Here is a 12616-nt window from a genome sequence, read left to right on the forward strand (position 1 = left end):
CCTGTTTCCGGCTTCTGCCCAGGATGCCCGCCCCCACGCCGCACCGCAGCACGGCACCCCGGGAGCACGGAAGCAGACGAGCAGGGAAGCAGGGCGCACGGGAGCAAGGCGGCACGGCGCTACGGCGCTACGGCGCTACGGCGCTACGGCGCTACGGCGCTACGGCGCTACGGCGCTACGGCAAGAGGGAAAGCCGCCAACGATGCACCCGCCCCGCACCCACGTCGGCGTAGTGACCGAAGCGATAATTGAGCAACCCCCACGAACACCAACCACCTACGCGAGAGCGGCGCCGGCTTAGGCGCAAAAAGGGGCGGCGCCGGCTTAGGCGCAAAGGGCGGCGGGGGGGGCGCGGGCAGGGCCGGGGGAACGTGCCCCGCCCGCGCCGTTGGCGCGGTAGCCGTGGGTACGGGGGGGACCCCGGCTCGCGCGCAGCCGATGACCAGTCGGCTTCAATCAGTACTGCGTCACTGGCGCAGAAAACGTCACACCTGGCCGGTGGCCGCGGCGCTCGGGGTGGTTGAGGGGGCCGGGGCGCCGGTGGTGGGCGTGGGCGCGGGGGTGGTGGCGCCGGTGGGTGTGGCGGCTCTCAGGGAGGCGTGCGGGTGGGAGTTGTCGCCCTGGCCGCCCTGGCCGTTGCCTTCGCCGCCGCTGTCCTCACTGCCGGTGGCACCGCCGCCGGCCCCGCCGTCGGTGAGGCCGGCGATGTCGCCGGCGGTCCCGCCATCGTTGTCACCTTGGCCGCTGCCCCCGCCGGCGAGGTAGGGGCGACAGAAGGCGTGCACCTTGTCGGCGCCGCCGGCGGTGTGCGTCAGGCGGCGCTCGGCGGACGCGTCGAGGTCGCCGCGCTGGTAGGCGAGGCACAGCGTCAGGAGGATCTTCTTACGGACGTCCTGGGCGGGGAGGTCGCCGCCGTCGTCACCGTGGCCCTTGCCGCCCTTGCCGCCGCCCGGCTTGCCGCGGCCGTGCGAGGCGCCCGGTGACGGGGTGTCGCTGGGGTTGCCGGAGCCGGGGCTGCCGGAGGGCGAGGAGGTGGTGGCGCCGTCGGTCTCCGTGCCGGGGCCGCGGGAAGCGAAGGTGCTGGGGGTCTCGGCGGCGGAGACCGTGGCGGCGGGCTCGGGGCCGCCGCCCTGGAAAGGGGTCGGCAGGACGCCCGTACCGGCCGCGACCGCGACGCCGCTGATCGCGCAGACCGCCAGGGCGACGGCGAAGCCGCGCCGGAAGGGGCGCGCGAGACGGGTGCGCTCGACGAGGCCGCCGGAGCGAGTGGTGCGGGTGGGGCCCTGGCCGGCCGCGGCGCGGCGGCGCGGTCGCGCACCGGAGCCGTGCTGCGCGCGGCGGAACGCGGCCACCGCGGCCGCCTCGCCGGGCAGCTCGGTGCCCTGGGCCGGACCCGCGCCGAGGGCCGCGGCGGCCTTGAGCAGCTGCTGGAGTTCCCGGGCGCCGTCGCCGCCGGTGGCACTGACCGAATCGCCACGCAGCAATTGCTCCGCGGCGTCCTTGTCGAGCCAGTCGTACGGGTCGTCGGCCATCACATGTCCTTCTGCGTCTGTGCGGCCGATTCCGTCACACCTGGTACGGACGATTCCGTCGCGCCGTCGCTGCGGCATCGTCCCTGCGGGGGCACCTCCCCCGCGCTGCCGCCGCCCCTGCGCGCGCCCCGGGCGGGCGGGCCGACGGATGTGTCTTCGTCCTGGTCGGCGGCCTCCCCGAAGGCGTCGCCCGACGGGTCCCCGATCAGTTCGGCGAGTTTGCGAAGCCCGCGGTGTGCGGCGGTGCGCACCGCTCCGGGCCGCTTGCCGAGCACCTGCGCGGCGCTCTTGGCGTCGAGTCCGACGACCGCCCGCAGCACCACGGCCTCGGCCTGGTCCTGCGGCAGCCTGGCTATGAGCCGCATGGTGCGGCCGGTGCCCAGGGCTTCCAGCGCCTCCTTGGCGGTGTCGGACAGCGCGGGGGTGTCGGCCAGTTCGCTCTCGTCGCCGCCGATGGCCGGGCGGCGGCCACGCATCCGTATGTGGTCCAGGGCACGGTTACGGGCGATGCGGGCGGCCCAGCCCCGGAAGCGGTCCGCGTCGCCGCTGAAGCGGGCGAGGTCGCGGGTGATCTGGAGCCACGCCTCGGAGGCGACGTCCTCCGCGTCCGGTTCGCCCACCAAGGTCCGTACATATCCGAGAAGTCGGGGATGCACGGCGCGGTAGACGGTACGGAACGCCGTCTCGTCGCCGTCCTGTGCCGCCTGTACGGCAACCGTCAGCCGGCTGTCGTCCGGCTGAATGTCGTCCCCTCGCACGGGTCCATCCTGTCGCACGTGGAATGTCCGCCGCCCGGTCCTTGCTGCTTTGCGTTCTGTCGGCCGCGCCGGTCCGCCGAGCCCCTTCACCGACTCCGGGTAACCCGGCTGCTCCAGGAGACCGTAACGCGTTCAACCGCACGCTCCGAACCGGGACCTGCGCATGGAGCGACGAAAACGGAGGCGGCGGGTCGGGCGCCGCGGTGCCCGAGGGGGCCCGCATCCGCCGCGGTGGCCGCCGTGTGCGGTGCGCACCGATCCATCTGGGACTCCCGGGAACACGGCCGTTCGCCGGCCGTGGGCGCCGGCCCCGGCCAGTGCGCCTACCGGCGCGAACCCGCACGTTACGGGCCCTGAGCGGCCCGCGTCCAGACCACTTGTACCCGCCCGGCCCATACCGCGCGTGACGCCTGTGTGACGCTTTCGCGCCGCCTGGCGCTGTATCGATTAGAGGCCCGTGAGGGCCTCTCCGAGAACGACGGCCGGGGCCTCTCCTGTGGGGGGTGGCGGCCCCGGCCGTCCCTCGATTCATACGGAACTCATACCCGGCGCCCACCCTGTGGCGCGCGCCCCCTGGAGGCTCCGCCGGATCACATCCGGTCGGCCAGCGCCTTGAAGTTCTGCCAGGACATCGTGGGTGTCCCCGGGTTCCATGTCTTCTGCGCCAGCGCCGCCAGCGGCAGCCGGATTCCGGCCGCGATCTGCTGCGCCGTCTGGGCCTGGGACTGGTCGGCCCAGATGGCGAAGCGGCCGCCGGGGATCCGGTCCGGTGTCGTCTGCTTCTGCGGCACGGCCACCGGTGCGGTGTCGCGCAGCACCGACGGGGACCAGCTGCGGTAGATCCGTTCGCCGGTCGGGTAGGTGAAGTCGTTCGGCTCGCCGAGCACGTAGTAGAGGTACTCGTCGTTGACGTTCAGGACGTTGCGGCCCTCGTGCAGGAAGGCCGAGGGGTCGCGCTTGCCGATCTCCTTGCCGGTCCAGTAGGCGACCGTGCGGTCCTTGTCGGCGGTGACCTTCCCGTCGGAGAAGAAGCCGTCGTTCCATGCCTCGATGCGGTTCTTGCCCGCGGCCTTCACGGTCTTCTCCCGGTCGTTGAGCCAGCCGGTCGCCAGGTCCTCGATGGTGGCGCCGGACCCGTACTTCTGCTGTGCGGCCTGCGCCAGCTGCGGATAGGAGGACTCCGGGTTGCTCGCCATCAGCGCCTGGTACTCGTCGCCGCCCAGGTGCCAGTACGCATCGGCGCCCTTGGGATTGGTGAACAGCGCCGCGTACTCGCGCAGCAGCGAGTCGACCAGCCGGGCGGACTTGGGGTTGGAGATGTCGATGGCGCCCTTGACCGTCCGGCCCTCGGCATTGCGCAGGACGAGGTCGGGATAGTGGTCGAGGACGGCGCCCAGGTGGCCCGGCGAGTCGAGCTCGGGGATGAGGGAGACGTGCCGGCTCTGCGCGACCTTGATCAGATGCCGGACCTGGTCCTTGGTCAGATGGTCCGGGGAGACGATCTCGGGGTGGGTGTCGCTCTCGATACGGAAGCCCTGGTCGTCGGAGAAGTGCAGCTGGAGCTGGTTGAGCTTGAGGTCGCTCAGCTCCTTGATGCGGGCCTCGATCCAGTTCGCGCTGAAGGGCTTGCGGGCGTTGTCCAGGGACATGCCGCGCTGCGGGCGGTCCGGCCGGTCCTTGATGGTGCCCTCGGGCAGGCCCCCGGCGGTGTGCACGGCCTGCCTGACGGTGCGGGTGCCGTAGAAAATTCCGGCGTCGGTCGGGGCCGTCAGAGTGAGCCGGGTGCCGCGGGCGGTGAGGGTGTACGCCTCGTCGGCGGTGCTGCGGGCGGCCGCGTCGTCGGGCCGGGACGTCCCCTGGGTGCCGGTGAGCTTCAGCTCGATATCACCTGGACGTACGGTCTTGTCACCCCACACCACCGGAAGCCCGCCAAGATCTTGGGCCATGAGTTGCGCCTCGTCGGCGAGGGTGCTCTTCTCCCCGGCCGGCACCACGATCCGGGCCCCCTTCGAGGGGCGCCAGCCGCGTCCGTCGGCCGGGGTGAATTTCCGCACAGTCGGGATCACGCGTGGCGTGCCGGTGACCGCGGCCCAGGTCGGCGTGGGTGCGGGGGCCGCCTGGGTGCCCGTACTGCCCGGGGGCCGGGAGTCCGCGGCGCCGGAGCAGGCGGTCAGCGCCAGCGCCATGACCAGGGCCGGGGCCAGTAGCCCGGCCGACCGGGCCACCGGGGTTGTGCGGGACCTCGGGTGGGTCGGGTTCGACATCGTGCAATCCTCACTTTTCGGGGCGAAGGCATTGCCAGGTGTGCGGGGTCGCCGTCCACTAAGTGCGCGAAAGCTCTCTCATCCGGGTGAAATTCGCGCATCCACCGGACAGCGGTCGACAAGCGTCGTTAGCGTGGCGACATCTAGTCCGTCGCCCTCCGTCCCAGGGGCCCCGGACCGCCGGCCCTTCCGCCGGAGTGTCGTGTCGCCTCAGCACCGCCACCACACCCGTCTCCACTTCCGAACGCCGCCGGATCCCGTCCGGTTTCCCTCCAGCTTCCGTCAGCCGTCCCTCCCGCACCCGTCGAAAGGTTCCGTATCGCGCCCTCCGGAAGATCACTGGGGACCGCGCAGGCCATCCGACCCGCCCGGTGCTCCCGCTGTCCAGCCCCCCGCCCTTGGGGTCTCCCCTGCTCGAACGGAGTTGAGAGCTCGGGGAAATGTCCGTCCGCCATCCGTCCGAGGAGCCCACGCTGTCCGGTGACACATCGGCCGTCCGGCCGACGACGCTGCCCCCGTTCACCGCTTCGTGCGGCATACGTCCCGAAAGCCGGGCCGTGCTGCCGCAGAGCCGGATGGCCGGCGCCGGGCTCGACCGTTTCAACACCGCGGCCCGCGACGACGCCGAGGCCACGCTGCTGACGTGCTGCGGATGCACCCGGTGGGCCCAGCGGATCGCCGCGCACCGCCCGTACCCGGATCTCGAATCGCTGCTGGCCGCCTCCGACGAGGCCAGTTACGACCTGGCGCCGGCCGAGATCGACGAGGCGCTGGCCCGCGAGTCGGTCTCACCGCATCCGCTCGCCGGTGCCCGCGGCCCCGGGACGCTCGCCGCGCACACTGCCCTGCGGGCCGCGCACGCCGAGTACGAGCGGCGTTTCCGCCATGTCTTCGTCATCTGCCTGGACGGCTTCCGCGAGGACGAGCAGCTCGACCAGGTGCTGGCCGCCATCCGCCAGCGGCTGGGCAACGACGTGGACGAGGAGCGCGTGGTCACCGCCGACGAACTGCGCCGGCTGACCCGCGGCAGGCTGGCGCGACTCGCCGCCGCCCACCGGTGAATCGCGGCACATCTCCCGTAACGTCCCATTTGATGCCTGTGCGATAGCCCGTTGGTGGCTGTTTGATCACACCTAAGGACCCGGGCGCCAGGAACCGACAGCGCGTCGCTACGATGTCGAAGGCCGGTGGACCGTACCCGGCCGGGCCCGACCGACACAGAAGCCGGCGCGGCCCCAATCCCCGCTCCCGGAGGGTTTTTCCGTGCCGGCTGGAACGCTGTACCGCGGCCGGGAAGGTATGTGGTCCTGGGTGGCTCATCGAGTCACCGGCGTCCTCATCTTCTTCTTCCTGTTCGTACACGTCCTCGACACCGCTCTCGTACGCGTCTCTCCTGAGGCGTACGACAACGTCGTTGCGACCTACAAGACACCGATCGTCAACGTGATGGAGTACGGCCTGGTGGCCGCCATCCTCTTCCACGCGCTCAACGGCCTGCGGGTCATCGCGGTGGACTTCTGGTCCAAGGGCCCGAAGTACCAGAAGCAGATGCTGTGGACGGTCGTCGGTGTCTGGGTCGTCCTGATGGCCGGTGCCTTCTACCCCGTGCTCCAGCACACGCTGCGCACCCTGTTCGGGAGCTGATGACGCGAGATGTCTGCTGAAACGACTCCGGTGAACGACGCGACGTCCCTGTACGACGCGGACAACCCGGCCCCGGTCATCGAGGCGCCGCGCAAGCGCACCGGCAAGACCCCCAAGACGACCCGGACCAACTTCGAGCTGTACGGCTGGCTGTTCATGCGGCTGTCCGGCATCGTGCTGGTCGTCCTGGTCCTCGGCCATCTGCTGATCCAGCTGATGCTGGACGGCGGTGTCTCCAAGATCGGCTTCGCGTTCGTCGCCGGCCGCTGGGCCTCGCCGTTCTGGCAGGCGTGGGACCTGATCATGCTGTGGCTGGCCATGCTGCACGGCGCCAACGGCCTGCGCACCGTCATCAACGACTACGCGCAGCGGGACAACACCCGCTTCTGGCTGAAGATGCTGCTGTACACCGCCACGGTGTTCACCGTCCTTCTGGGCACGCTGGTGATCTTCACCTTCGACCCGAACATCCGCTAGACGCCGGGGCTGAGGTAACCGACCCATGAAGATCCACAAGTACGACACCGTCATCGTCGGCGCCGGCGGCGCGGGCATGCGCGCCGCCATCGAGGCGACGAAGCGCAGCCGCACCGCGGTGCTGACCAAGCTCTACCCGACCCGCTCCCACACCGGCGCCGCCCAGGGCGGTATGGCCGCCGCCCTCGCGAACGTCGAGGAGGACAACTGGGAGTGGCACACCTTCGACACGATCAAGGGCGGCGACTACCTGGTCGACCAGGACGCCGCCGAGATCCTGGCGAAGGAGGCCATCGACGCGGTCCTCGACCTCGAGAAGATGGGCCTGCCGTTCAACCGCACCCCGAACGGCACCATCGACCAGCGCCGCTTCGGCGGTCACTCCCGTAACCACGGCGAGGCCCCGGTCCGCCGGTCCTGCTACGCCGCGGACCGCACCGGCCACATGATCCTCCAGACGCTGTACCAGAACTGCGTCAAGGAGGGCGTGGAGTTCTTCAACGAGTTCTACGTCCTCGACCAGCTGATCACCGAGGTCGACGGGGTCAAGAAGTCCGCCGGTGTGGTCGCCTACGAGCTGGCCACCGGCGAGCTCCACGTCTTCCAGGCCAAGGCCGTCATCTACGCCTCCGGCGGCAACGGCAAGTTCTTCAAGGTGACCTCCAACGCGCACACCCTCACCGGTGACGGCCAGGCGGCCTGCTACCGGCGCGGGCTGCCGCTGGAGGACATGGAGTTCTTCCAGTTCCACCCGACCGGCATCTGGCGGATGGGCATCCTGCTGACGGAGGGCGCCCGCGGTGAGGGCGGCATCCTCCGCAACAAGGACGGCGAGCGCTTCATGGAGAAGTACGCGCCGGTCATGAAGGACCTCGCCTCCCGTGACGTCGTCTCGCGCTCCATCTACACGGAGATCCGCGAGGGCCGCGGCTGCGGTCCCGAGGGCGACCACGTCTACCTGGACCTGACGCACCTGCCGCCGGAGCAGCTGGACGCCAAGCTGCCCGACATCACCGAGTTCGCGCGGACGTACCTGGGCATCGAGCCGTACACCGACCCGATCCCGATCCAGCCGACCGCGCACTACGCGATGGGCGGCATCCCGACCAACGTCCAGGGCGAGGTCCTGTCGGACAACACCACCGTCGTGCCGGGCCTGTACGCGGCCGGTGAGGTGGCGTGTGTGTCCGTCCACGGCGCCAACCGCCTGGGCACCAACTCGCTGCTGGACATCAACGTCTTCGGGCGCCGGGCCGGCATCGCGGCGGCGGAGTACGCCGCCACCGCCGAGTTCGTCGAGCTGCCCGAGGAGCCGGCGAAGCTGGTCGAGGAGCAGGTCGAGCGGCTGCGCGGCGCCACCGGCGGCGAGCGGATCACCGAGATCCGCAAGGAGCTCCAGGAGACCATGGACAAGAACGTCATGGTCTTCCGTACCGAGCAGACCATCAAGGAGGCCGTCGAGAAGATCGGCGAGCTCCGCGAGCGGTACAGGAACGTCTCGGTGCAGGACAAGGGCCGGCGCTTCAACACCGACCTGCTGGAGGCCATCGAGCTGGGCAACCTGCTCGACCTGGCCGAGGTCATGGCGGTCTCCGCGCTGGCCCGCAAGGAGTCCCGCGGCGGCCACTACCGCGAGGACTACCCCAACCGCGACGACGTCAACTTCATGCGGCACACCATGGCGTACCGCGAGGTGGGCGCAGACGGCGCCGAGTCGATCCGGCTCGACTACAAGCCGGTCGTGCAGACCCGCTACCAGCCGATGGAGCGTAAGTACTGATGAGCACCCCCACGCTTGACAAGCATTCCGCGGCCCTGGACGCGGCCGAGGACAGCGACTCGCACACGATCACCGTCACCTTCCGCATCCGCCGGTTCAACCCGGAGGTCGCGGCCGAGGCGACCTGGGAGGACTTCCAGCTGGAGCTGGACCCCAAGGAGCGGGTGCTCGACGGTCTGCACAAGATCAAGTGGGAGCAGGACGGCACGCTGACCTTCCGCCGCTCCTGCGCGCACGGCATCTGCGGCTCGGACGCCATGCGGATCAACGGCAAGAACCGGCTCGCCTGCAAGACGCTGATCAAGGACATCAACCCCGAGAAGCCGATCACGGTCGAGGCCATCAAGGGCCTGACGGTCCTCAAGGACCTGGTCGTGGACATGGACCCGTTCTTCCAGGCCTACCGCGATGTGATGCCGTTCCTGATCACCAAGGGGAACGAGCCCACCCGCGAGCGGCTCCAGACGGCCGAGGACCGCGAGCGCTTCGACGACACCACCAAGTGCATCCTGTGCGCCGCGTGCACGTCCTCGTGCCCGGTGTTCTGGAACGACGGCCAGTACTTCGGGCCGGCGGCGATCGTCAACGCGCACCGCTTCATCTTCGACTCGCGCGACGAGGCCGGTGAGCAGCGGCTGGAGATCCTCAACGACAAGGACGGCGTCTGGCGCTGCCGGACGACCTTCAACTGCACGGACGCCTGCCCGCGCGGTATTGAGGTCACCAAGGCGATTCAGGAAGTGAAGCGAGCGCTGATCACGCGGCGTTTCTAGGAACGAGGGCCCCTAGCCGGGCCGGACGTCCCTGAGGGCCCCGCTTCCGTACGTACGGAGGCGGGGCCCTTCGGCGTCCCCCGGGCCGTCGTGCCGTTCGCGGCCGCCGGGTAGACCAGGACCGGCGGCAGCGCGTCGTCGGCCAGCGCCACCGGGGCGTCGCGGCAGAAGTACGACGGGACGAAGACCAGCCCCCGCCCCTGAAGGTGCAGCTCCCGCTCCACCGGATAGCCGACCTCCAGCACCGGCGGCCGCCACCGCATCGCCGGCCCGAACGTCCGCAGCATCGCCTCCGCGCCCGCCGCGCCCAGCGCGTGCCGTCGTAACGCCCGGTCCCTGCCGACCTGTTCGGCGATCCGCGGCCAGCCCGGGGCTATCGCGTGATGGTGGTAGGTGCGCAGGCTGCGGGCCAGGTGGCGCAGCGCGGCCGGTTCGCCCGCCGCGATGTCCGCCGTCCAGCCCGGCAGCGCCCGCTGCCCGGTGGTGTGGATGCCGCCCGCCAGTGCGGCGAGTTCGGCGCGCAGCCGGGTGCGCGGGGTGCTCATCACGGCCTCCAGCCCCGGTTCGACGCCGTTCGCGGCGGCGGGCGGGGTGAGGAAGTCGGGGAAGTAGCCGCGCGGCGGGACCAGCGGGAACAGGGTGCGCAGCGGTCCCGGGCCGTGCCGTACGGCATGCCGCCGCCAGGCGGCCAGCGCCGGATCGGCCCGGCTCTCCCGCAGGGCGTGCAGGCTCAGAACGGTCTCCCACAGCGGGTCGGCCCCGTCGGCCACGGTCGTACGGGACAGATCCTGCGGGGTGAAGTGGATGCGCAGCACATCGTCTCCCGGGGTTCGGGAACCCCGGGGCTCCGGGGACGCCGCTCCCCCGAGCGGCGTGCACACGAGGATCCGTCCGGCGGGCGGGCGCCGCAAGCCGGACACGCCGGTGAGCGCGGGGAGTTGACGGGCTGTCGGCGGGTGGTTGACGGGCGGCGCGTCAGGCGTCGGCGGGCGGCGCGTCAGGCCGACCGCAGGGCCCTCGCCGCCAGTGCCTCGTCCTGGGTCCGTCGTTCCCGCATGATCTGCGCATACGTGCCGAGCGCGGTGCGGCGTCGCTCCAACTCGGCTATTTCCGCGTCCAGTTGGGCCTTCTGGCGTTCGATGGCGCCCCAGGAGAGCGCGCAGGGCATCAGGGCCGGGCCGCCTTGGGAGCAGGGCAGCAGTTCGCGGATGTCGTCCGTGCCCAGGCCCGTGGCGAGGAGCTCCCGTATCCGGCCCACGGTCTCGACGCATTCGGCGTCATAGGCGCGATAGCCATTGGTGTCCCGGTGGGCGCGGAGCAGGCCCCGCTGCTCGTAATAGCGCAGCGAGCGCGTGCTGACCCCCGTGCGCCGCGCCAGCTCCCCGATCCGCATCCGGTCCCGCTCCTCCATGACGGCCCGTCCTCCCCTGTGACCCAGGTCTCCCGCGGGCGGCTTGACCTTCACACCGGCGTCAAGCTGCACGCTCTTCCTCATGACGAACATTCCCAACGCTCCCGCAGCCGACCGCATTCCGTCCCAGGCACCCGGCTCCTCGCTCCCGCGCCTGTCGACCACCGTCGCCGGTCCGTCCGACGGGCCCGGCATCCTGCTGGCCCACGGGGCGACCGGCAGCGTGCAGAGCAACTACGGGGAGCTGATCCCCGTACTGGCCGGCTCCGGGCACCGCATCGTGGCCCCCGACTATCCCGGCTCGGGCGACACCCCGCGCGCCGACGGCCCCTTGTCCCTGGACGCCCTCGCCGACGCCCTGGTCGCGGAGGCCACCGCCGCCGGGCTCGACACCTTCACCCTGATCGGCTTCTCCATGGGGACGGCGGTCTCCGTACGGGCCGCCGCCCGCCACCCGGAGAAGGTCCGCGGCCTCGTCCTGACCGCCGGGCTCGCCCGTGCCGACGCGCGGGCCTCCCTCTGGGTGGACCTGTGGCTGCGCCTCCTGGAGCGCGGCGACTACGCGGGCTTCGCCCAGGCCCGGACGCTCGGCGGGCTCTCGCCCGACTACCTCAACGCCCTGTCCCCGCAGGAACTGACGGCCGCACTGGACCCCGACCCGTCCCTGCCGCCCCGCGGTTCCGCCGAACAGGCCGCGCTCGTCCAGACCCTGGACACCACCGCCGACCTGCCGGGCATAGCGGTCCCGACGCTGGTCATCGCCACGACGCTGGACTCGCTGCTGCACCCCCACCACTCGCGCTATCTGGCCGACCACATCCCCGGCGCCGCCTACGCGGAGATCGCGACCGGCCATCTGCCGATGCTGGAGCGCCCGGAGGAGTGGCGGGCGCTGGTGGCGGACTTCCTGGCCGAGCACGGCCTCTGACTCCCGGGCGCACCGCCCGCCGCGGCCCCGCATAGGGTCGTCGCGTGGATGACGACGCGACCAGGAGCGGGGAGAGCATGCCTGAGGCGGGGGGCGGATCCGGCATGCCGAGGGGCGGATCCGGTACGCCGACGGGCGGGTCCGGCGGGCGGGCGGCGGGCGACCCCGGCCGGTCCCCCGACGGTGGCGGCCGGTCCGCGGACGGTGGTGGCCGGTCCGCGGGCAGCCTCGGCAAGCAGGTGGCGGGCGGGCGCGGCGGGAAGAGCGAGCAGACCCGGCGGCTGATCCTGGAGACCGCGCTGCGCCTGTTCCGGGAGCGCGGTTACGACAAGACCACCATGCGGGCCATCGCCCAGGAGGCCGGGGTCTCCGTCGGCAACGCGTACTACTACTTCGCCTCCAAGGAACACCTGGTCCAGGGCTTCTACGACCAGATGGCCGAGGAGCACGCGGCCGCCGCCCAGGACGTTCTCGACACGGAGACCAAACTGGCGCGGCGGCTGCGCGGGGTACTGCTGGCATGGCTGGACATCGCCGAGCCGTACCACGAATTCGCCGCCCAGTTCTTCAAGAACGCCGCCGACCCGGCCAGCCCGCTCAGCCCGTTCTCCGACGAGTCCGAGGGCCCCCGCGAGGCGGTCATCGCCCTGCACCGCCGCCTCGTGGACGACGCCGACATCACGGTGGACGCCGAACTCGCCGAACTGCTGCCCCGGTTGCTCTGGCTCCAGCAGATGGGCCTGGTCCTGTACTGGGTCTACGACCGCTCGGAGAACTGCGCCCGCAGCCGCGCCCTGGTGGAACGCACCTCGCCCCTGGTCGCCCGCGCCCTCGCCGCCTCGCGCTTTCGCGTACTGCGCCCGCTGGTGCGCGAAGTGACCGATGTCCTGGGCGAGTTCCTGCTCCCGGCGGCCACGGCCCGCCGCGGCGATCGACCAGCAACTACGCGGAATCCACAGCCGTCGCTGGATGGGCCGACGGCTGCGAATCCAGAGGTGGGCTTCCAGAACCCCTGAGCCGAGGTGAGGCGAGGTGAGGTGAGGCCCCCG

The 12616-nt window shown here is 71.4% G+C and carries 12 protein-coding genes; 7 read left to right on the plus strand and 5 right to left on the minus strand.

Features of this window, described 5'->3' with window-relative positions; all coding sequences use genetic code 11:
- Positions 1-485: 485 nt before the first annotated feature.
- From SNA_RS42960 to SNA_RS34510, 3 genes are all read right to left on the minus strand, one after another.
- Positions 486-1532 (minus strand): hypothetical protein, encoded by a 1047-nt coding sequence (locus SNA_RS42960; RefSeq protein ID WP_030066797.1) that lies wholly within the window; start codon positions 1530-1532, stop codon positions 486-488.
- Complete coding sequence (locus SNA_RS34505) at positions 1532-2290, minus strand: RNA polymerase sigma factor (protein ID WP_030066796.1); 759 nt, start codon at positions 2288-2290, stop codon at positions 1532-1534. Before SNA_RS34505 ends, SNA_RS42960 begins: the two co-directional genes overlap by 1 nt.
- A 590-nt stretch (positions 2291-2880) precedes the next feature.
- Positions 2881-4554 carry a beta-N-acetylhexosaminidase gene (locus SNA_RS34510; protein ID WP_044368191.1) on the minus strand — a complete coding sequence of 558 codons (1674 nt, stop codon included), beginning with the start codon at positions 4552-4554 and terminating at the stop codon, positions 2881-2883.
- Positions 4555-4994: 440 nt separating this feature from the next.
- On the opposite strand from SNA_RS34510, the gene SNA_RS34515 reads away from it, so the two are divergent.
- From SNA_RS34515 to SNA_RS34535, 5 genes are all read left to right on the plus strand, one after another.
- Positions 4995-5615: a 2-oxo-4-hydroxy-4-carboxy-5-ureidoimidazoline decarboxylase gene (locus tag SNA_RS34515; protein ID WP_420823535.1), complete on the plus strand. Its 621-nt coding sequence runs from the start codon at positions 4995-4997 to the stop codon at positions 5613-5615.
- 202 nt (positions 5616-5817) lie between these two features.
- Positions 5818-6198: a succinate dehydrogenase, cytochrome b556 subunit gene (sdhC, locus tag SNA_RS34520; protein WP_030066793.1), complete on the plus strand. Its 381-nt coding sequence runs from the start codon at positions 5818-5820 to the stop codon at positions 6196-6198.
- Between the two features lie 9 nt (positions 6199-6207).
- Positions 6208-6675, plus strand: a complete 468-nt coding sequence (locus tag SNA_RS34525) for a succinate dehydrogenase hydrophobic membrane anchor subunit (RefSeq protein WP_030066792.1) — start codon at positions 6208-6210, stop codon at positions 6673-6675.
- Between the two features lie 25 nt (positions 6676-6700).
- Positions 6701-8455: a succinate dehydrogenase flavoprotein subunit gene (gene sdhA, locus SNA_RS34530; RefSeq protein ID WP_030066791.1), complete on the plus strand. Its 1755-nt coding sequence runs from the start codon at positions 6701-6703 to the stop codon at positions 8453-8455.
- On the plus strand, positions 8455-9228 hold the full coding sequence (locus SNA_RS34535) for a succinate dehydrogenase iron-sulfur subunit (RefSeq protein WP_030066790.1): 774 nt from the start codon (positions 8455-8457) through the stop codon (positions 9226-9228). The genes sdhA and SNA_RS34535 overlap by 1 nt, the downstream gene beginning before the upstream one ends.
- Here the strand turns inward: SNA_RS34535 and SNA_RS34540 are convergent.
- Together SNA_RS34540 and SNA_RS34545 are read right to left on the minus strand one after the other, a co-directional pair.
- Positions 9225-10043 (minus strand): hypothetical protein, encoded by an 819-nt coding sequence (locus SNA_RS34540; protein WP_052809023.1) that lies wholly within the window; start codon positions 10041-10043, stop codon positions 9225-9227. The two genes, SNA_RS34535 and SNA_RS34540, sit on opposite strands and share 4 nt — an antisense overlap.
- A gap of 182 nt (positions 10044-10225) precedes the next feature.
- Complete coding sequence (locus SNA_RS34545) at positions 10226-10723, minus strand: MerR family transcriptional regulator (protein WP_338059844.1); 498 nt, start codon at positions 10721-10723, stop codon at positions 10226-10228.
- Here SNA_RS34545 and SNA_RS34550 point away from each other — a divergent pair.
- Positions 10722-11567 (plus strand): alpha/beta fold hydrolase, encoded by an 846-nt coding sequence (locus SNA_RS34550; RefSeq protein WP_078970391.1) that lies wholly within the window; start codon positions 10722-10724, stop codon positions 11565-11567. The genes SNA_RS34545 and SNA_RS34550 overlap by 2 nt on opposite strands.
- A gap of 104 nt (positions 11568-11671) precedes the next feature.
- Complete coding sequence (locus tag SNA_RS34555) at positions 11672-12583, plus strand: TetR/AcrR family transcriptional regulator (RefSeq protein ID WP_078970420.1); 912 nt, start codon at positions 11672-11674, stop codon at positions 12581-12583.
- The last annotated feature ends 33 nt before the right edge of the window (positions 12584-12616 follow it).

It is taken from the genome of Streptomyces natalensis ATCC 27448 (assembly GCF_000935125.1).
In the GTDB taxonomy this organism is placed as follows: Bacteria; Actinomycetota; Actinomycetes; order Streptomycetales; family Streptomycetaceae; genus Streptomyces; species Streptomyces natalensis.